The sequence below is a fragment of the Thermoactinomyces sp. CICC 10735 genome, from assembly GCF_016055175.1.
In the GTDB taxonomy this organism is placed as follows: domain Bacteria; phylum Bacillota; class Bacilli; order Thermoactinomycetales; family Thermoactinomycetaceae; genus Thermoactinomyces; species Thermoactinomyces vulgaris.
The window spans coordinates 126,212-146,276 of record NZ_JAECVT010000004.1 but is presented as its reverse complement, the minus strand read 5'-3'; the positions used below and the strand labels follow the sequence as shown (position 1 = coordinate 146,276).

Genomic DNA, 20,065 nt, shown 5'->3' with positions numbered 1-20,065 from the left:
TTGCCTCTATCATATTTTGAAATATCATATTTGTCTATATATTTTCTTCGCAGGGGTATAAATTTTTAAGGTTTAATCAATGGCTTTTTTATTCGATGGAGGAGTTCATGCGGTTTTTGCGGGATGGCACTCATTTAAAAATCATGGAACTTTAATGAAATAAACGATGTTGTAACGAATCCGGGCTTCATCCGTGATGTGCCGGAAAGACCGCTTGTCACCCGGACAGATGAAAGCCCCGCAAGATGGAATCCTTGGTTTCCTCGCTCAGGAGGTAATGTTGGACTTCCCCTTCGGAGATCCACTGATAAGCTGAATGAGCTTCGCTTAATCGGATGCGGGACGGATCATCGTGCAGCTCAAACGCTCCGTATCGGTTGATTTTTAGATCCGGGAATCCAGTCATCCGGGTTAAAAAATCTTTGGATTCCGCCGGGGTCTAACTCTTTCGGAGCCGGGCAATAATGGAGACTGGATGCAGACAATCGAAAAGGTGGATTTCGGATGAGTGAGCTCAAAACCCAGTGGTGGGAGCATGCATCGCTTCATAAGGATTTGGAACGAAACACCGAAATGTTGAATGAGATTTTGGGAGTCGGTCAAAGTTTTGATATGATTTGCCGTCCGATGACTTATGGAAAAAAAGCATGCGCCTTCTATTTTGTGGACGGTTTTGTGAAGGATGAAATCATGAATTACATCATGGACCGCCTCGCCGATTTGAGGGCGGAAGATTTGAAGACCGATGCTTTGCAACGGCTGTTGAAGAGGGAAATCGCCTATGTGGAAGCGGAATTGACCGATCAGGTGAAGCAAATCGTCACTTCGGTGTTGTCCGGTGCCACCGCCATGTTGATTGAAGGCGAATCGTCAGCCGTCATCATTGATGCCCGGACTTATCCGGCACGCGGTCCCGAGGAGCCGGATATTGAGAGAGTGGTCAGGGGCGCCAGAGACGGGTTTGTCGAAACGCTGATTTTTAACACGGCTTTGACACGCCGGCATGTGCGGGATCCCGGATTGCGGATGGAACACATGCAAGTCGGGCGACGGTCAAAAACCGATGTCTGCCTTTCGTATGTGGAAGATTTGGCGGATCCCCGCGTGGTGAATGAGTTGCGGGAGGCGATTCAAAAGATTGATACAGACAGTTTGCACATGGCGGAAAAAACATTGGAAGAGCATTTGTTTAAACGTTATTGGAATCCTTATCCGATGGTGCGCTTTACGGAGCGCCCCGATGTGGCGGCGGTTCACCTGATGGAAGGGCATGTGCTGATTTATGTGGATACGTCTCCCAGTGTGATGATCACCCCATCCACATTTTTTCATCATCTGCAGCATGCAGAGGAGTACCGGCAACAACCGGTGGTCGGTGCATTTTTACGCTTGATCCGGTTTCTGGCGATGGGTGTTTCGATTTTTTTGTTGCCGCTTTGGTATTTGCTTTCCACGCGTCCCGAATCCCTTCCTTCTTTTCTTCAATTTCTTGCCGTGCAAAACACCGCGGACATTCCGCTTTTTGTTCAAATTCTCATTGCGGAGACCGGGGTGGAAATTTTGCGGATGGCTTCCATCCACACCCCTTCTCCGCTGGCGACGGCGATGGGATTGATAGCCGGCGTTTTATTGGGAGAGATCGGGATCAAAATCGGATGGTTCATTCCGGAAGTGGTTCTGTATGTTTCATTGGCAGTGATCGGAACGTTTGCGTCCCCCAGTTATGAGATGGGGATGGCAAACAAAATGGTCCGCTTCGGATTGTTGGTCGCAGCGGCACTCTTTGGATGGGCCGGATTTATCATTGCCTGCATCGCCTGGATTGTCTGGCTGGCACGGATTGAAGTATTGGTAACCCCTTATTTATGGCCGTTGATTCCGTTTAACGGAAAGGCCATGCTGGATATTTTGATCCGGACACCCATGCCCAACAAAACGAAAAGACCCAGCGGCATTGCTCCGCAAGATCCGGATCGGCAGGCAAAGCCGGAAACATGACGGGGGTTTTGGCTCAAACACAAAGAAATTTTGCAAGGCAGGGAGACGCCTTGCCTTTTTTATGGCAAAAAAACACACAGATATCGAATATTTCCAAAAAACTAATCTTTAAAAATAACGTGAAATTAGATAAAATAACTTTTAGTTAATTATTTTTTATTATAAAAATATATAAAATTATGAATGACTATTCAGTCGAAAAAGGAGGAGTTCAGATGGCTGAAAAAGAAAAAATATGGCTTCGTCATTATCCTCCGGAAGTTCCAGCAACTTTGGACTATCCTGAAGTTCCGTTAACACAGTTTCTGCTTGATGCCGCAAAAGATTATCCAGAGCGGGATGCCTTTGATTTTATGGGGAAAAGTATGACGTTTCGGGAGTTGTTGGATGAAGTTTATCGGTTTGCCGCCGCTTTGAAAGAATTGGGAGTGCAAAAAGGGGAATGTGTGGGCATCATGCTCCCAAACACGCCTCAGGGAATCATTGCTTATTATGCGGTCTTGATGGTCGGCGGCATTGTGGTTCAAATTAATCCGTTATATATGAAAACAGAACTGAAGCACCAATTGGCTGACTCCGGGGCCACAACGATTGTCTGCCTGGATTTGGTGTGGCCGAGGGTGCAGGAAGTAAAACCGGAAACAAAACTGAAACGGGTGATCGTAACCCGGTTGTGCGATTATCTGCCTGTTCCGAAAAACTGGCTGTTTCAGCTTAAATCCAAACTTGCGGGCGAAAGTGTAAGCGTTAACTATGGCGGGGACACGTATTCTTTTGTTTCTCTTTTGAAAAAGTCGGATCCCGAGCCGATGGAGCCGGTTTTTGAGTCAGTGGATGACATTGCGTTGCTCCAATATACCGGAGGGACGACAGGGTTTGCGAAAGGGGCGATGTTGACCCATCGCAATCTGGTGGCAAACTGTTGCCAGGCCGAAGCGTGGTTGTATAAGACCAAACGAACCGAGCCGCAATCCTTTGTCGGGGCTTTGCCGTTTTTTCATGTGTATGGCATGACCACCGTGATGAACCTGGGAATGAAAATGGCAGCAAAAATCATTTTGATTCCTAAGTTTGACACGGATCTCGTGTTGAAAAAGATTCAAGAACACAAACCCACCTTTTTCCCCGGGGCTCCCACGATGTATGTGGGGCTGATCAATCATCCCAAGATCAGTCAATACGATTTGTCCTCGGTGGATGCTTGCTTGAGCGGTTCGGCACCGCTTCCGCTGGAGGTTCAGGAAAAGTTTGAAGAGTTGTCCGGTGGCTTGTTGGTGGAAGGATACGGAATGACGGAAACTTCCCCGGTAACCCATGCCAATTTGTTGTGGGACCGCAAAAAAAGCGGAACCATCGGTTTGCCTTGGCCGGATACCGATGCGAGAATTGTTGACATTGAAACAGGAGAAGTGCTTCCTCCCGGACATGAGGGGGAATTGCAAGTCAAAGGTCCGCAAGTGATGAAAGGGTATTGGAACCGTCCGGATGAAACGGAGAAAGTGTTGAAAGACGGATGGATGTGTACAGGGGATATTGCCAAAATGGATGAAGACGGTTATTTCTATATTCTTGACCGGAAGAAAGATGTCATCATTGCAGGCGGGTTTAACATTTATCCCCGGGAAGTCGAAGATATCCTGTACGAACATGAAGCGGTCAAAGAAGCAGCGGTCATCGGCGTGAAAGATGATTACCGGGGCGAGACGGTGAAAGCATTCATCGTTTTAAAAGAAGGGTATTCGGTGACCGAAAAGGAATTGGACCGGTTCTGCCGCGAACGGCTGGCCAAATTTAAAGTCCCCCGCTTGTATGAGTTCCGCAAGGAATTGCCCAAAAGCTCCATCGGAAAAGTGTTGCGGCGGGTGTTGATGGATGAAGAAAAAGAACGGTCTTCCCAATTAACCAAGAAAAATGCATAAATTTATCTTGAAAATTTCTATAATAGGATTAATTTGATATAATAAAATCTGTTCAAATCAATTGACAATTGAAAGCGGTTATCCTAAACTAAAAATTGAATGAATAGTCATTCATAAAAGCCGGAGAGGATATGGAAAGATGGCAAAAAGAACCGGGGAAAAATATGAAGCAATCATTGATGCTGCAGTAAGAGTGATTGCCGAATATGGTTATCATAATGCCCAGATATCTAAAATTGCCCGTGAAGCCAAGGTGGCTGACGGTACCATCTATCTTTATTTTGAAAACAAGGATGATGTCTTGGTTTCACTGTTTGATGAAAAAATGGGTTCTTTTATCAGCCAGGCCGAAAAAGAATTGAGCCAAATCACATCCCCTGAAGAGCAACTGTACCATTTGATCAAACTCCATTTCGAAAACTTGGAAAAAGACCGCAAATTGGCACTGGTTACCCAAATCGAACTGAGGCAGTCCAATCCGGAAGTGCGAAAAGGAATCAACAATATTTTAAAAAGGTACTTGGATATCATTGACAATGTCATTTTAAACGGTAAAAAGACAGGTGTGTTTCACGAAGATCTGGATGTGCGGATTGCCCGCAGAATGGTGTTTGGAACCTTGGATGAAACGGTGACATCTTGGATTATGAATGGTTTTAAATACAGCCTGTTGGACCAGATCAACGAGATTCACCGTTTATTCATTCATGGGATGAAGAAATAAAAAACAGCCGACAACAAGGGGGAGTGGAAGATGAACATTCTCGTTTGTCTCAAGCAGACGTTTGACACCGAAGAAAAAATCACAATTGAAAATGGTCAGATCAGTGAGGATGGCGTCGAGTTTGTGATCAACCCTTATGATGAATATGCGGTGGAAGAAGCCGTCCGCCTGAAAGAAGAACACGGCGGGGAAGTGACGGTCATCACCATTGGTCCGGAACGGGCTGAACAAGCACTTCGCACCGCCATGGCCATGGGGGCGGACAAAGGAGTCATTGTCGATACCGAAGATCTGGATGTAGAACTGGATGAACATTCCGTTGCTCAAATCCTGGCTGCGACGATCGAAGAAGAAGACCTGGAATATGACCTTATTTTGTGTGGATACATGGCTGTGGATGACGGGTCTGCCCAAGTGGGGCCCAGACTGGCTGAATTGCTCGGGATTCCCCATATTTCCACCATTACCAAATTGGAAATTGAGGGCGAAAAAGTTTCAGTGGAAAAAGACGTGGAAGGGGATGTTGAATACATCGAATCAACCCTCCCGATTTTGGTGACGGCACAGCAAGGATTGAATGATCCTCGTTATCCTTCGCTTCCCGGAATCATGAAAGCCAAAAAGAAACCGCTTTCCCGTTTGGATTTGGATGATTTGGACCTGGAAGAAGAAGAAATTCAGGCCAAAACCGAAACGACGGAAGTATTCCTGCCGCCCAAAAAACAAGCAGGAAAAATTTTGGAAGGCGAGTTGGAAGATCAGGTAAAAGAATTGGTTCAATTGTTGCACTCTGAAGCAAAGGTGATTTAACAGCGAGGAGGAGCGAATCATGAGCAAACATGTATTGGTTCTTGCAGACGTGCGTGAGGGGAAACTCAGAAATGTGACATTTGAATCGCTGGCAGCGGCAAAACAGGTGGCAGAAGGCGGGACGGTAACCGCCACGGTATTCGGAAGTTTTGCCAAAGATTTGGCCGAACCGCTGGCTCATCATGGCGCCGATAAAGTGATCGTTGTGGAAAACGGCGAATTGGATCAATATACTACAGATGCATATTTCCAAGCCTTTAAAAAAGTGATTGAGCATGTCAACCCGGATGTGATTTTTACCGGCCACACGGCGGTGGGAAAAGATTTGTGCCCGCGGATTGCGGCCCGTTTGGGTTACGGGTTGATCAGCGATTGCACCAATATTGAGGTGGAAGATGGAAACATTGTCTTCACCCGCCCCATCTACGCTGGGAAAGCGTTTGTGAAAAAAGTGGTGAAAGACGGCGTGATCTTTGCAACATTCCGTCCCAACAATATTCCTCAGGAAGAGCCGGATACCAGCCGCACGCCGGATGTTGAGGCGCTCAGCGTGGATCTGGATAAAGATTTATTGCGGACCATTGTTAAAAATGTGGTTAAAAAAGCTTCGGATGGCGTGGATTTGACCGAAGCACGCGTGGTCGTCTCCGGCGGTCGCGGGGTGAAAAGCGAGGAAGGATTCAAACCCTTGTACGAGCTGGCGGATGTATTGGGAGGAGCCGTCGGCGCTTCCCGGGGGGCTTGCGATTCCGGATATTGTGACTATGCGTTGCAAATCGGCCAAACCGGTAAAGTGGTGACCCCCGATTTGTACATTGCCTGCGGAATTTCAGGAGCGATCCAGCACCTGGCAGGGATGTCCAACTCCAAAGTCATCGTTGCAATCAACAAAGACCCGGAAGCTCCGATTTTCCAAGTGGCGGATTACGGCATCGTCGGCGACTTGTTTGAAGTGGTTCCGATGCTGACGGAAGAGTTTAAAAAGTTGTTGGGTGAACAACAATAAGAAAAGATTGGTTTTAAAAAGAAGAGCACACGGGTGGTGCTCTTCTTTTTTGGTTTACTTACAAAATGACTTGGTACTTTTTTTTCTAAAGTGGTATACTACACTGTGAAAGCCAAAGATATTTTTGGTTTGGATCATGATGCGCAAGCAAAATAAGGAGGCAGTAACTTATGGCAATCGTGGAAATTACCGATGAAAATTTTGATAAAGAAGTACAAAGCAAAGAAGCCGGGACCGTTTTGGTTGACTTTTGGGCTCCGTGGTGCGGTCCGTGCCGCATGTTGGCACCCGAATTGGAAAAAGTGGATGAAGAAATGGGCGACCAATTGAAAATTGCCAAAGTGAATGTGGACAACAGCCCTGAAACGGCCGGGAAGTTTGGAGTCATGAGTGTGCCGACTTTGATGGTGTTCAAAGACGGGGAAATGGTTTCCAAAATGGTCGGGGCTCAACCGAAAGAACAATTGGTAGCCTGGTTGAAAGAATATGTTTGATGGATGTTCATCAGGCGATGCCGGTTGGCATCGCCTTTTGTTTTTATGATCTTAAACGGCCTCTCAATCAGCCGGATTGAATTCCGGTTCAATTTTGTCTTTGTATCTTTTGACATAAACGGATAAAGCAAACAGTGACGGGAAGGTGATTGTAAGTTGTGCTACCAAACTTGCAATCCATAAGATAACAGGATGTGAGTCCGAAAATCCAAACACCATGTAAATGGCGATGATGAGCAAAGATCCCGCCAACCAGAAAATAATTGAAAGAGCAAGGTAGGACCCAAATGCAGTCAGAAGAGAAAGAAAAATTTTTGTGAAAGCTTTTTTCAGCATAACAAAGGCATGTTTAATCGATTGCCAGCTCTTTATTCCGTCTTTTAAAACCAGAACCGAAGATTGAACAGACAAATAAGACAACAAAGCAATCAAGCCAATTGAAAGCAATATGGCTGCCAAAACTGCCAACGGAGGAAAAAATAAAAAGAGAAAAACCGCTAAAAAAGTAACCAGCACAGCCGGAATGGACAATAAATAAATACATAAACCGAGTCTTAAAATTTTCCAGTAATTCGGCAACATTTCCTGAAGCAAAACTTGAACGGAAGCTTCACTTTTATAGTGAGCGGAAATGGTCACCGACATAATTCCCCCGCTAAGGGCAGGAGTTAATATGATTAAAATGATGATAAATACAAAGGCCCAGGCTGTTGGTTCTTTGGTTACCGGATCGATATTCACATTGATAAAAAATGTAAAGACCGCTAAGAGCAAGGAGACAATCAGATAAGACAGATAAAGGTTTTTTTGGACTTGGTCTTTTAAAAACATATCAAATCACCTACATAAATTTATGTATTTATTGAGACAGTACAGATCTTTATACTAAAATATGTTGTGTATTTTTTCAAGTTTTATTTCGAATTTTATGAATGATCTGTGCGGAAGATGCGCAATCTTTTTTCGTGAGGAGCGAATGGTAATATGCTAAACTATAAATAGTTAACTTGGCAAACAGAAAAATGTTTATGGATATAAATGAAATTAAATCCAGGAGGGGGGACTTGTTTGGAGATAAAAGACAAACTGTCTCTGTTGCCGGAAAAACCCGGTTGTTACTTGATGTTAAATCAAGACCAGGAAGTGATTTACGTCGGCAAGGCGAAAAATTTGCGAAACCGGGTTCGTTCTTATTTTACGGGGAGCCATGACGGAAAAACCCAACGCTTGGTGATGGATATCGCCGATTTTGAGTACATTGTCACGTCCAATCACGTGGAGGCTTTGATTCTGGAGTTGAATTTGATCAAAAAACACCGCCCGAAATATAACGTGATGTTAAAAGATGACAAATCGTACCCTTACATCCGGCTGACCAAAGAAAAACATCCCCGCCTGGAAGTGACCCGGAACTTAAAAAAGGATGGTTCCAAATACTTCGGACCTTATCCCCATGCCGGAGCGGCTCAACACACCAAAAAGTTATTGGACCGCTTGTTTCCGCTGCGCAAGTGCAAAACAATCCCCAAACGGGTATGCCTGTATTACCATATGGGACAATGTCTGGCTCCTTGTGAAATGGATGTGGATCCGGACGATTACGAGAAAATAACGAAGGAAATCGTCCGCTTTTTAAACGGGGGAGTTACGGAACTGAAAAAAGAATTGCAAAGAAAAATGGAAGAAGCAGCGGAAAACTTGGAGTTCGAACAAGCCAAAGAGTACCGGGACCTGCTCTTGGATATTGACTCAACCATTGAAAAACAAAACATTGTCCTTCCCGCTCAACAGAATTTGGACATCTTCGGCTATGCGGCGGAAAAGGGCTGGATGTGTGTCCAGGTGTTTTTTGTGCGCCAGGGAAAATTGATTGAACGGGAAGTATCGGTGTTTCCGCACTACCACGAGGCAGAAGAAGATTTTGTTTCTTTTGTCGCCCAGTTTTATCACGAAATGCCTACACTCCCGAAAGAAATTCATTTGCCCCGAGGAGTGGATCCGGATATTCTCACAAAAATGCTTCCGGAAGTTCACATTCATGTTCCCCGGCGCGGCAACAAAAAGAATCTGGTGAACATGGCCACCGAAAATGCGGAGATTGCCTTGAAAGAACGTTTCCAATTGTTGGAGCGGGACGAGCAAAAAACGTGGAATGCGTTGGAAGGTTTGAGCCGGGCGCTTGGCATCGGGTTGCCCCGCCGGATTGAAGCATTTGACAACTCCAATATCCAAGGGACCGATCCGGTGTCGGCGATGGTATGTTTTATCGATGGAAAACCGGCCAAAAAAGAATACCGCAAATACCGGATCCGGACCGTTTCCGGCCCCAATGACGTGGAAACCATGCGGGAAGTGATCCGGCGCCGTTATACGCGCGTTTTGAAAGAAAACCGTCCGTTGCCGGATTTGGTCTTGGTGGACGGCGGAAAAGCGCAAATCCATGCGGCCGTGGATGTGTTGGAAAACGAATTGGGATTGTTTATCCCGGTCGGCGGCATGGTGAAAGATGACAAACACCAAACAGCCAAACTGATGGCCGGGGATCCGGTGGAGGAAGTGAAGCTGGAGCGGGGAAGCGACACTTTTTTCCTGATCCAGCGCATTCAGGAAGAAGTACACCGCTTTGCCATCACGTTTCACCGGCAGGTTCGCGGCAAAAGCATGTTCCAATCCGAATTGGATAAAATCCAGGGAGTCGGGCCGAAACGAAAGCAACTGCTTTATCAACATTTTGGATCCATTGAAAACATGAAAAAAGCTTCCATTGAAGAGTTTCGGAAGGCGGGTATTGGCGATCAGCTGGCCCGGACCATTCTGAAGGAGTTAAACCAATAAGATCCTCGCCGTCGGGAGGGTGAGGATCTTTTTTACCAATCGATCATTTGATGATGTAAGGGGGACTTCTTGGTGCGTGACATTCATGAGAAAATTGAAGCCATGGATCCTGTTTATTTTCTTCGTCAATATTCAAGGGGACAAGCTGTTTCGAAACAAATGGTGCAGTTGATTTATGAATTAAAAGAAAGGTATTCTTTTTCCAACGGGGTCATCAACGTTTTACTCGAATTTTGCATGTTGGAAAATAACTATAAGATCATCCGTGCCGATGTGCTCAACCTGGCTGAAGACTTATTCCGGAGAAACATTTCCACGGGAAAAGAAGCATTGCATTATTTGAAAAGTTTGCAAAAGCGGAAACACCCGTCTTCATCCCCTGATGTTTCGCGCACCTCCAACCCGGAAAGCCGGGAATACAATATGGAATATGTGGAGACCAATATTGCTTTGCTTGCCAGACAGCTGCATGAGTTGCGGAAGGAAATCAAAGAATCCTTTTTGAACATGGATCAACAATTGGATCAAATTGAATCACATCTGAAACGATTGTCTAATCTGATGAAATAAAAAGGAAAAAGATGAAAAAGGCCTGCAGGGGTCTTTTTTCTTTTTGGGGTGAATCGGTTATAATCCTTGATTGGTCTGGTGCTTGGCAGGAAGTCTTCCCGGCCGAAAAGAACAAGAATTTACGAAGAAAGTATACAGGGCGTCATTTTCGATACAGATCCTTATGTTTGTTTCAGAAGAAAATCGGGGAAAGGAGAAATGCGTATGAGGGAAAAATCCGGGGAACAAAACCTCGTGGCCGATTGGGTTTGGCAGGTTTATTTGACAAGGAAATTAAAAAAACACTTTGCCCGTGTGTATGTCCGATGCAGCGAACAAATCAACGTTTCGATTCCTACATTATATATGGCCAATCATGCAAGCTGGTGGGATCTTTACCTGGCCATGTGGATCAGCCGGAATTACTTGCGGCAAAATGCTTATTTTTTGCTCAATGAACAGGAAACCGACACGTATGGATGGCTGGGGCAGGAAGAGGTGCTCTCTTTTGACGGGGATTCCTATCAACAAATTCAAGAAGCTTTGGAACACGGTGCAGAGATCCTGGATGGAAGATTTGGCTCGCTTTGGGTTTTCGGGCAGGGAGAAGTGAAACATCCGGATTTTCGCCCGCTTCGTTTTTTGCCGGGACTGGGCTCATTGCTTGAAAAGGTGAAACATGTGCAAGTGGTGCCGGTTGCGTTTTATTATTCCATGACCGGACCCTCTCCGGAAGCTTGCATCCAATTGTCTGCACCGATTGTGCCTTCCACTTTTGAACAGGGAAACCGCCGGGCATGGATTGCCGCCTGCAGCAAGGAACTCACCTATCATCTGGATATGGTCAAGGAACAGGTGATTTCCGAAAATCTTGGCGATTTTGAGTGTGTACTGGCAGGAACCATGGCCGGGGACCATCCGTGGCCGCCGGTAGAAGATTGGAAAAAGCAAATTGAACAATGGATACAGAAAATAAAGAAAGGGTGACACACTCCATGAAAAAGGGAATTGTCATTGGAGGCGGGATTGCCGGACTGGTGGCCGCGATCCGGCTGGCGGCATATGGCTATGAAATCACCTTGCTGGAAAAGCAAAAAGAGTTGGGAGGGCGATGTCGTTCTTTTCAGCTGAATTCTTACTTTTTTGATGGGGAATTCGTGCCGGTCATGATGCCGGAAGTGATCGGGGAAGTTTACCGGGAAGCAGGAGAGGAAATGGATCCCGACTTGCGTTTTATTCCGCTTCCGGTCAACAGCCGCCATTTTTTTTATAATAAAACGGTCATTGATTTGTCGGCCGATCCGGATTATATGATGGAACAATTGACAGCTTTTTCCCAGGAAGAGCAAAACCGTTTTTTTGATTATTTGTCCGAAGTGCAGCAGATGTATGAAGTGATTGAAGATTATGTGATACGAAAACCCAACCGCAGTTGGACCGATTTTTTCCGGAACAAAGCGATTTGGCGTGGTTTGAAAGCCCGCCCGTTTGAATCGCTGGATGCTTTTCACCGCCGCTACTTCAAGGACCACCGGCTGATCGCCATGATGAACCGGTATGCACTGTACGTGGGTTCTTCTCCTTATCAGGCGCCTGCAGCGTTGGCGATCTTAAGTTATCTGGAGATGGTGCACGGGTTAAGCTATGTCGAAGGCGGGAACCGGCGTTTGGTGGAAGCGTTGGTCCGGTTGGCCGAAAAGGTGGGGGTGATGATACATACCTCTTGCGAGGTGGAAGAGATCCTGGTCAAAGAAGGACAAGCGTCAGGGGTCAAGGCGGGCGGAGAAAAATGGGAAGCGGATTTTGTCATCAGCAATGTGGACGTGCAAGTAACGAAAAAATACTTCCTGGGAAGGAAAGAAGACAAACCGGAGCGGATGAGCAGTTCCGGGATTTTGTGGTTGCTCGGGGTAAAGCAAAGCTATCCGCAATTGTTGCACCACAACTATTTTTATCCGGATGATGTCGGCCGGCAGTATATCGATATTTTTGAACAACAAAGATGGCCGGAGTCTCCTCTTATCTATGTCGGAAATTCCAGTGTGTCCGAACCGGACCGCGCACCGGAAGGAGCCAGCAATCTCACGGTGATGGTGCCGGTGCCCTCAGGAAGCCGGGAGAATATGGAAACCTACCGGGAACGATTGTTGTTTTTGCTGGATAAAGTATGGGGATTGAAAGATTTGAAAGATCACATCGAAACGGAGCAAATCATGGGGCCGGCTGAGCTGGAGGAATTAACCGGTGCCAAGGGCGGAGCCTTAAACGGCCGGGCTTTTCACGGTTTCCGGTCTTTGATCCGTCCGCCCATGAAAGATAAAAAAGTGCAATGCCTGTATTACACGGGATCCACGACCTATCCGGGCCACGGAGGTGTTTCCGCCTCGGCTTTAAGCGGGCTCCATGTGGCACGGATTCTTCGCGATGATCATGAATACCTCATGGGATTGGAAGAAAAGCGGAAAGCAAAGCAATTAAAGAAAGAAGCCCGTCATGCTTCCAAAATAAAAACTGCTGACAAGGCACCGGTTTCCAGTCAGCAGAAAGGAATGAACGATTAATCCTTTTGAGAGTTTTTTTCTTCTTCTTTTTCCTTGCCGTTTAAGGCATCGCGGAAAGATTTCAATGTTTGTCCGGTGGCCCGTCCCAGCTCGGGCAGCTTTTTGGGCCCGAACAATAACAAGGCAACGACCAGAATAATGATCAGTCCGGGTAATCCGATGTTTGCCATGAAATTTCACCCCTTTATGTTGTTTATTATAATCTTTCAATCCGGTTTGTACCAGTGATGCTTTTTGTCAGTCGTTTCCCGTGAAGATTTTTCTTTGATTTAAAGAAAAAAAGTGTTTGAATGGATTGAATCCGGAACCCGGTTATGGTAAGATCGTAAAAAATCAGGACAATGAATAAATATTGCTCGCTGATCATGTGGACTAGAGGCGCGGCTTTTATGAGTACTTGTCCGGAGTGTCGGGACACGAGGATGGACAAGGAAAGGAAAATGCCGCCGAAGCTTGTGGGAAATCCCGATTGAACACAAGCTGGTGTTGTGCTCGAACAGGGGCAACACTGTCACAGAAGCCACGGCTTTTGTGGAGAGCTAATCCGCAGGGAATATGCGGGCTGGAGCGTTGGAAACCAAGGCGACAGCAAGCTATCTCTGCTGTGGCCTTCTGTTTTTTCTGAGCGAGTTTAGTCCAGCTGAGGAAAGAGGAGAGGAACCATGGGGATCGTTGTGCAAAAGTTTGGCGGTACTTCGGTGGGCGATGTCGCCAGGATTCATAAAGTGGCAGACCGGATCGCTGAAACCGCAAGGCAGGGACATCAGTGTGTCATCGTGGTGTCAGCGATGGGAAAATCCACAGATGAGCTGGTTCATCTGGCCAATGAGATCAGTCCGCATCCGGAACCGAGAGAGATGGATATGCTCTTGGCCACTGGAGAACAAGTCAGCATCGCTTTGTTGACGATGGCGCTCAAAGAACGGGGATTGAAAGCAAGATCCATGACGGGGTGGCAAGCCGGAATCCAAACCGATCATGCGCATGGAAAAGCAAGGGTGACAAAAGTCCGCACCGAAGCCGTGCTTGAATGCCTGAAACAGGGTGAAGTCGTTGTGGTTGCAGGATTTCAGGGGATTTCCCCGGAGAATGAGATCACCACTTTGGGACGCGGAGGTTCCGATACAACGGCGGTTGTTTTGGCGGCAGCCCTGGGGGCGGATTGTTGTGAAATTTACACGGATGTGACCGGGGTCTTTACAGCTGACCCGCGCGTGGTGCCCGCCGCCCGGAAAATGGATGAAATCACTTATGAAGAAATGCTCGAACTGGCACACTTGGGAGCCGGCGTTCTTCATCCGCGTTCGGTGGAAACGGCGCTCCATCATCAAGTCCGGTTGGTGGTCCGTTCCAGCTTTGTGGATGAACCCGGAACATGGGTGAAAGGGGAGAAAACCGTGGAAAACGAATTAAACGTACGGGGCATCGCTCATGATCTCGATGTAGCAAGAATCAAAGTGCTGGGCCTGCCCAACCGCGAAAATATGTTGTCGCAATTATTCGGACTCATCGGTGAAGCGAATATCAATGTAGATATTATTGTGCAAAGTGAACATGACCATAAGGAGATCGATGTGGCTTTCAGTGTGCAAGAATCTGAAAAGGATGCAACGATTGAATTATTAGAATCGGCAAAAGATTCCCTGGGTTATGCCCAGTTGATTTCCGAGTCCGGTCTTGCCAAGGTGTCTGCAGTGGGGATGGGCATGATGACGAAGCCGGGGGTGGCCGCGAAAATGTTTGCCACGCTGAGTGAAGCCGGAATCCGGGTGAAAATGGTTTCGACATCTGAAATCAAAATTTCTTGTGTGGTGGACAGGGAAGTGGCATTAAAAGCCGTGCGCCGGCTTCATACGGCTTTCGGGTTGGATCAAACCGAAGGGAAAGAACCCGTTCTGCAGGGAGTGGCCAAAGAGAGCTGATCTTGATCGGCTCTCTTTTTTCATGAACGGATGACCCGTGCAAAGGGTTACTCTGTTTTTTATAGAATAATATTTAATATGCAGTTTTTTCTTCATCATGAAATAAGAACACAGCGGAAGAGGATGGGTTTGCGCTGTGACCGGAAATTGACTTTGTTTTCCGAAAAATAGCAATTGAAAAAGAGATGAAAACGTTTCAGTTTGTTCAGGTTGGGGGGAGAGGATTGCTGAAATACATTCTTCAGCGCTTCATGCAGATGATCATTACGCTCTGGGTGATTGCAACGGTCACTTTTTTTATGATGAAAGCAATTCCCGGAGATCCGTTTTCGGATGAAAAGAAACTGCCGGAGCAGGTATTGGCCAATTTGCGCGCCCATTACCAGTTGGATGATCCCATACCGGTTCAATATTTGAACTATATGAAGCGATTATTGCAATTGGACTTGGGACCTTCCATCAAATTTGAAACCCGTTCGGTCAATGACATGATTCAGGAAGGGTTTCCGGTATCCTTCCAATTGGGAATCCAGGCATTGGTCTGCGCAATCATTGCCGGTTTGTTTCTGGGGGTTGTTGCCGCGCTCAAACAGAACCGGACGGCGGACTATCTGGCCATGGTGCTTGCCGTGCTCGGCATTTCCATCCCAAGTTTTGTGCTGGGGCCTTTATTGCAAAAGTATCTTGCCGTGGAATGGGAACTGTTGCCGGTGGCCACGTGGGAAGGGTTTGCCTCGACGATCATGCCGACACTGGCGCTGGCGGCTTTGCCGCTTGCCACCATTACAAGGCTGATGCGCTCCAGCATGGTGGAAGTGTTGACGCAAGATTACATACGTACCGCCCGGGCCAAAGGATTGCCACCCGTTTATGTGATTTCCCGTCACACGATCCGAAATGCCATTTTGCCCGTGGTGACCGTGATCGGTCCTCTTGCGGTCGGCATTTTGACGGGAAGTTTTGTGATCGAAAATATTTTTTCCATTCCGGGGATCGGCAAATATTTTGTGGAAAGCATTCATAATCGCGATTATCCGTTGATCATGGGGGTTACGTTGTTTTATTCCGTTTTGCTGGTGGGAATCAATTTTCTTGTCGATTTGGCCTACGGACTGATTGATCCGCGCATCCAACTGGGCAAAAAGGAGGGGAAATAACATGGAACCATCAGTAAATCCCCGGTTTCAGCCGGCCAGGCGCCATCCGGCATCCATCGAAAAAATCAAGCGTCCCACCCAAACTTATTGGCAGGATGTATGGGGGCGCCTCCGTAGAAATTATCTGGCCGTCACCGGACTGGCCGTCATATTGCTGATTGCACTGATTGCCGTCATCGGCCCGGTTGTTTCCCCTTATGATGTTCACCAACAGGATTTGGAACACGGGCGGAACCTTCCTCCTTCCAAAGAACACTGGTTTGGAACCGATGATCTGGGACGGGATGTGTTTGTGCGGGTGTGCGAAGGGGGGAAAATCTCCCTGACCATCGGCCTGGCCGCGGCGCTCATTGATTTGGTGATCGGTGTGATTTACGGAGGAATTGCCGGTTATCGCGGGGGACGCACGGATGAAATCATGATGCGGGTGGTGGATGTTTTATGGGGACTGCCCCATCTGTTGACGGTGATTTTATTGATGGTGGTGATGCCGCCGGGTGTGACAACCATTATTATTGCATTGACGGTGACCGGTTGGCTCAATATGGCGCGTTTGGTGCGGGGGCAGATATTGCAGTTGAAGGAGCAGGAATTCGTGCTTGCCGCAAAAACCCTGGGGGCCAACACGCCGAGACTGCTTTTTAAGCATCTGATCCCCAATGCGCTCGGCCCTATCATCATCATGTTGACTTTGACGGTTCCCTCTGCCATTTTTTCAGAAGCTTTTTTAAGTTTTCTCGGTTTGGGGGTCCAATCTCCGGTTGCCAGCTGGGGGACGATGATTGATGACTCGCTGATTACGATTCTGTCCGGAGAATGGTGGCGCCTTCTGTTCCCGGCACTGTTTCTTTGTTTGACCATGCTGGCTTTTAATGTTTTCGGAGACGGATTGCGTGATGCCCTTGATCCGAAAATGAGGAAGTAAGGAAGCAGCAAAGGACAAAGGAGGGGTTGTTTTGGAAACCATCTTGAAAGTCGAGGATCTCCATGTATCTTTCCGGATTCCCGGAGGGGAAGTGCAGGCCGTCAGGGGAGTGAGTTTCTCATTAAATCAAAAAGAAACGCTGGCCATCGTCGGTGAATCCGGAAGCGGAAAAAGCGTGACGGCCTTATCCATCATGCGGTTGATCCCGTCTCCGCCCGGAAGGATCAAGCAGGGAAAAATCTTTTTGGGGCCGAAGGAATTGACGAATTTGCCGGAGGAAGAATGGTATCAGATTCGCGGTTCCCGGATTGCGATGATTTTTCAGGATCCGATGACCTCATTGAATCCGACCATGACCATCGGGTATCAGATCATGGAAGGCATTCGCTGGCATGAGCAGTGCGGTTATCACGAAGCCCGTCAGAAAGCCTTGGAAATTTTGGAGTGGGTGGGGATTTCCCATCCGGAAAGAAGAATGAAGCAATATCCGCACGAATTCAGCGGCGGGATGCGGCAGCGGGTCATGATTGCCATCGCCCTGTCATGTTCTCCGGAAATTTTGATTGCCGATGAACCGACCACGGCGTTGGATGTCACCATTCAGGCGCAAATATTGGATTTGATGAAAAACATCCAGCAACAGACCGGCACCTCCATTTTGTTGATTACCCATGATTTGGGGATTGTTGCGGAAACGGCGGACCGGGTTGCGGTGATGTACGGGGGACAGATCGTGGAGACCGGAACTGTGCGGGAAATATTCCATCAACCGCATCATCCGTATACCTGGGGACTCATTCAATCCATGCCCCGGTTAGACCGGTCCAAAGAACAAGCACTCCGGCCGGTTCCCGGGTCCCCTCCGGATTTGTTCCTTCCTCCCCAGGGATGTCCGTTTGCGGATCGTTGCCTGTATGCGATGAATATCTGTTTTGAAGAAATGCCGGAAGTCACTCCGGTCACCCATACGCACCAAGTGCGCTGTTGGTTGGAAGACCCCCAGGCGCCGCCGGCAGATTTTTCCAAGGCGGTTGACAATTTATAGAATTATCTTTATAATTGATTAGAAAAATTATATAAGAAACTGCTTCTTATCCAGAGTGGTGGAGGGACTGGCCCGATGAAACCCGGCAACCTCGCTAGTTATTAGCGGTTGGTGCCAATTCCTGCAGGATTTGATTCCTGAGAGATGAGAAGAGGTTGACGGAACGTGTGACGGATCGTGAAGCCCTCTTCGCTCAAGGAGAGGGCTTCATGTTTTTATCCAGGAGCTTTTGGGGGAATGCAAAATGACTTTACAGTTGGTCGAGATAAAAGATACGGTGTCCATCGGATCTTTTGAATTGGAATGCGGGGAGATTTTGCCGGATGTGACACTGGCTTATGAGAAAGTGGGCCGGGTCGGCACAGACCAGGTGATTTTGGTTTGCCATGCATTGACCGGGGATGCCCATGCGGTGGGCAATGAGTCGGATCCGGGATGGTGGGACGGGCTGATTGGCACAGGCAAATATATTGACTTGACCGAATACACCGTGATCACGATGAATGTGCTCGGGGGATGCGGAGGAAGCACCGGTCCCGCTTCGACGGACCCGCGCACCGGAAAACCATATGGAAGCCGGTTTCCCAAGGTGACCATTCGCGACATGGTGCGGGCGCAATATGAAGCGCTTTTGAAGCTGGGCATCCACCGCCTGAAAGCAGTGATCGGGGGATCGATGGGCGGGATGCTTGCTTTGGAGTTTGCCGTGATGTACCCGGATTTCATGGAAAAGTGCATCCCGATTGCAACTGCCGCCTCGCTGTCGGCCATGTCCATAGCTTATAATACGATCGGGCGCAGAGCGATTGTCAGTGATCCGGATTGGCAGGGAGGGGATTATTATCCGTCAAAAGGCCCGGTTCGGGGATTGTCCATCGCCCGGATGATCGGAATGGTGACATACCGTACGGATCTTTTGTTTGAAGAACGTTTTTCCCGGCAGAATCCGGAAAATGCGCGGGAAATGGTGGACAGTTATTTGCATTATCAAGGCCGCAAGCTGGTCAACCGGTTTGATGCCAATACGTATCTCAGGTTTCTCGATGCCATGGATCATCATGATTTGGGACGCGGACGGGGCGGTGTGGAAGAAGCGGTCAGGAAGATTCATGCCGAAGTTTTGACCATCGGAATTGAGGAAGACATTTATTTTCCCGTCTGGCAACAGCGCGATTTCCACCAAATTTGTCTGAAAAAAGGGGTCAAGTCGGTTTATCATGAGTTTTCTTCTGATTACGGGCATGATGCTTTCCTTGTCGAGTTCAACCGGTTCGGTCCGCAGATTCACCGGTTTTTAAACGGAGGATAAAATTTGACCGTTCCTTGACGGCGGAAACAATATGGGAGTAAAATATATAGCGAGTTGAAACCCTTTTCTATTTTCTTAAAAATTATTGATAGACTTTTCAATTCATTCACTGATCGCGATTATGTCCTAGATTGGAGGCAAATGATGAGCACACAACGCAGCTTTTTCAACCGTCGGATTCACTCGTTGTTGGGCGTAATACCGGTGGGCTTTTTTTTAGTTGAGCATTTATTCACCAACTACTACGCCACACGAGGGGCAGATGCGTTTGTGGAAAAAGTCGAATGGCTTTGGGGTTTACCGTTTTTGCTTGTACTTGAAATTTTCTTTATTTTTCTGCCTCTCTTATATCACGGTATTTACGGATTGTACATTGCGTTCCAGGCGAAAAACAACGTGGGAAATTTCGGTACTTTCCGTAACTGGATGTTCGTTTTGCAACGGGTAACCGGTGTTGTGACATTGGTTTATGTCATCTGGCATGTGTGGGAAACCAGGGTACAGGTTGCTTTGTATGACCTGACGTCGGAACAATTGGCTCAGCTCATGGCAGACACTGTGCAAAATCCGGTTGTTTTCGCTCTGTATATCATCGGGGTCCTTTGTGCCGTTTTCCATTTCAGCAATGGAATGTGGTCATTCCTTGTCAGCTGGGGTGTGACGGTGGGACCGCGTGCCCAGCTTGTTTCCACATGGGTGTGGAGCGCGGTTTTTGTGATTGTTTCTTATTTGGGAATTTCAGCACTATTCGCGTTTGCCAGACCTGAATTTATTCAACAATTGGCACAGCATTAGAAGGGAGCACTTGCCA

At 47.4% G+C, this 20,065-nt stretch carries 19 protein-coding genes and 2 riboswitches; of the genes, 16 read left to right on the top strand and 3 right to left on the bottom strand.

Annotated elements, in window-relative coordinates; genetic code table 11:
• Nucleotides 1–217 precede the first annotated feature (217 nt).
• Entirely contained in the window at nucleotides 218–406 is a 189-nt protein-coding gene (locus tag I8U23_RS09665; RefSeq protein WP_037993363.1) for a hypothetical protein, read from the bottom strand.
• 98 nt (nucleotides 407–504) lie between these two features.
• On the opposite strand from I8U23_RS09665, the gene I8U23_RS09660 reads away from it, so the two are divergent.
• The 6 genes from I8U23_RS09660 (at nucleotide 505) to trxA (ending at nucleotide 6,951) form a co-directional block, all read left to right on the top strand.
• Nucleotides 505–1,998 (top strand): spore germination protein, encoded by a 1,494-nt coding sequence (locus I8U23_RS09660; protein ID WP_037993360.1) that lies wholly within the window; start codon nucleotides 505–507, stop codon nucleotides 1,996–1,998.
• Nucleotides 1,999–2,213: 215 nt separating this feature from the next.
• Nucleotides 2,214–3,917, top strand: a complete 1,704-nt coding sequence (locus tag I8U23_RS09655; protein ID WP_037993359.1) for an AMP-binding protein — start codon at nucleotides 2,214–2,216, stop codon at nucleotides 3,915–3,917.
• A gap of 139 nt (nucleotides 3,918–4,056) precedes the next feature.
• The gene (locus I8U23_RS09650) at nucleotides 4,057–4,641 is read left to right on the top strand and encodes a fatty acid metabolism transcriptional regulator FadR (RefSeq protein ID WP_037993357.1); all 585 of its coding nucleotides are present in this window, start codon (nucleotides 4,057–4,059) and stop codon (nucleotides 4,639–4,641) included.
• A 30-nt stretch (nucleotides 4,642–4,671) separates the two neighbouring features.
• The gene (locus I8U23_RS09645) at nucleotides 4,672–5,451 is read left to right on the top strand and encodes an electron transfer flavoprotein subunit beta/FixA family protein (protein WP_037993355.1); all 780 of its coding nucleotides are present in this window, start codon (nucleotides 4,672–4,674) and stop codon (nucleotides 5,449–5,451) included.
• Between the two features lie 19 nt (nucleotides 5,452–5,470).
• Nucleotides 5,471–6,457, top strand: coding sequence for an electron transfer flavoprotein subunit alpha/FixB family protein (locus I8U23_RS09640; protein WP_037993353.1), 987 nt, complete (start codon nucleotides 5,471–5,473; stop codon nucleotides 6,455–6,457).
• Nucleotides 6,458–6,627: 170 nt separating this feature from the next.
• Complete coding sequence (gene trxA / locus I8U23_RS09635; protein WP_049719804.1) at nucleotides 6,628–6,951, top strand: thioredoxin; 324 nt, start codon at nucleotides 6,628–6,630, stop codon at nucleotides 6,949–6,951.
• Nucleotides 6,952–7,014: 63 nt separating this feature from the next.
• Here trxA and I8U23_RS09630 read toward each other — a convergent pair whose 3' ends face one another.
• Complete coding sequence (locus I8U23_RS09630; protein ID WP_049719805.1) at nucleotides 7,015–7,782, bottom strand: hypothetical protein; 768 nt, start codon at nucleotides 7,780–7,782, stop codon at nucleotides 7,015–7,017.
• Between the two features lie 237 nt (nucleotides 7,783–8,019).
• Here I8U23_RS09630 and uvrC point away from each other — a divergent pair, with 237 nt between their 5' ends.
• The 4 genes from uvrC to I8U23_RS09610 all read left to right on the top strand — a co-directional run bounded on the left by uvrC (nucleotide 8,020) and on the right by I8U23_RS09610 (nucleotide 12,896).
• Nucleotides 8,020–9,786 carry an excinuclease ABC subunit UvrC gene (gene uvrC / locus I8U23_RS09625; RefSeq protein WP_255359646.1) on the top strand — a complete coding sequence of 589 codons (1,767 nt, stop codon included), beginning with the start codon at nucleotides 8,020–8,022 and terminating at the stop codon, nucleotides 9,784–9,786.
• Nucleotides 9,787–9,858: 72 nt separating this feature from the next.
• Nucleotides 9,859–10,356, top strand: coding sequence for a DnaD domain protein (locus I8U23_RS09620; protein WP_037993345.1), 498 nt, complete (start codon nucleotides 9,859–9,861; stop codon nucleotides 10,354–10,356).
• 204 nt (nucleotides 10,357–10,560) lie between these two features.
• Nucleotides 10,561–11,322, top strand: a complete 762-nt coding sequence (locus tag I8U23_RS09615; protein ID WP_049719807.1) for a lysophospholipid acyltransferase family protein — start codon at nucleotides 10,561–10,563, stop codon at nucleotides 11,320–11,322.
• Nucleotides 11,323–11,330: 8 nt separating this feature from the next.
• On the top strand, nucleotides 11,331–12,896 hold the full coding sequence (locus I8U23_RS09610; RefSeq protein WP_049719808.1) for a phytoene desaturase family protein: 1,566 nt from the start codon (nucleotides 11,331–11,333) through the stop codon (nucleotides 12,894–12,896).
• On the opposite strand, the gene I8U23_RS09605 is transcribed toward I8U23_RS09610, so the two are convergent.
• Entirely contained in the window at nucleotides 12,893–13,066 is a 174-nt protein-coding gene (locus I8U23_RS09605; RefSeq protein WP_062842883.1) for a twin-arginine translocase TatA/TatE family subunit, read from the bottom strand. The two genes, I8U23_RS09610 and I8U23_RS09605, sit on opposite strands and share 4 nt — an antisense overlap.
• Nucleotides 13,067–13,261: 195 nt before the next feature.
• Nucleotides 13,262–13,446, top strand: a riboswitch (Lysine riboswitch).
• 112 nt (nucleotides 13,447–13,558) lie between these two features.
• On the opposite strand from I8U23_RS09605, the gene I8U23_RS09600 reads away from it, so the two are divergent.
• From I8U23_RS09600 to I8U23_RS09575, 6 genes are all read left to right on the top strand, one after another.
• Nucleotides 13,559–14,818 (top strand): aspartate kinase, encoded by a 1,260-nt coding sequence (locus tag I8U23_RS09600; RefSeq protein WP_037993341.1) that lies wholly within the window; start codon nucleotides 13,559–13,561, stop codon nucleotides 14,816–14,818.
• 224 nt (nucleotides 14,819–15,042) lie between these two features.
• Nucleotides 15,043–15,975: an ABC transporter permease gene (locus tag I8U23_RS09595; RefSeq protein WP_198050994.1), complete on the top strand. Its 933-nt coding sequence runs from the start codon at nucleotides 15,043–15,045 to the stop codon at nucleotides 15,973–15,975.
• Nucleotide 15,976: 1 nt separating this feature from the next.
• Complete coding sequence (locus I8U23_RS09590; RefSeq protein WP_198050993.1) at nucleotides 15,977–16,900, top strand: ABC transporter permease; 924 nt, start codon at nucleotides 15,977–15,979, stop codon at nucleotides 16,898–16,900.
• Between the two features lie 31 nt (nucleotides 16,901–16,931).
• Nucleotides 16,932–17,945 (top strand): ABC transporter ATP-binding protein, encoded by a 1,014-nt coding sequence (locus I8U23_RS09585; RefSeq protein WP_198050992.1) that lies wholly within the window; start codon nucleotides 16,932–16,934, stop codon nucleotides 17,943–17,945.
• 43 nt (nucleotides 17,946–17,988) lie between these two features.
• Nucleotides 17,989–18,096, top strand: a riboswitch (SAM riboswitch).
• Between the two features lie 93 nt (nucleotides 18,097–18,189).
• Nucleotides 18,190–19,254: a homoserine O-acetyltransferase MetX gene (gene metX, locus I8U23_RS09580; protein WP_198050991.1), complete on the top strand. Its 1,065-nt coding sequence runs from the start codon at nucleotides 18,190–18,192 to the stop codon at nucleotides 19,252–19,254.
• 144 nt (nucleotides 19,255–19,398) lie between these two features.
• Nucleotides 19,399–20,049 (top strand): succinate dehydrogenase cytochrome b558 subunit, encoded by a 651-nt coding sequence (locus I8U23_RS09575; RefSeq protein ID WP_198050990.1) that lies wholly within the window; start codon nucleotides 19,399–19,401, stop codon nucleotides 20,047–20,049.
• Nucleotides 20,050–20,065 lie beyond the last annotated feature (16 nt).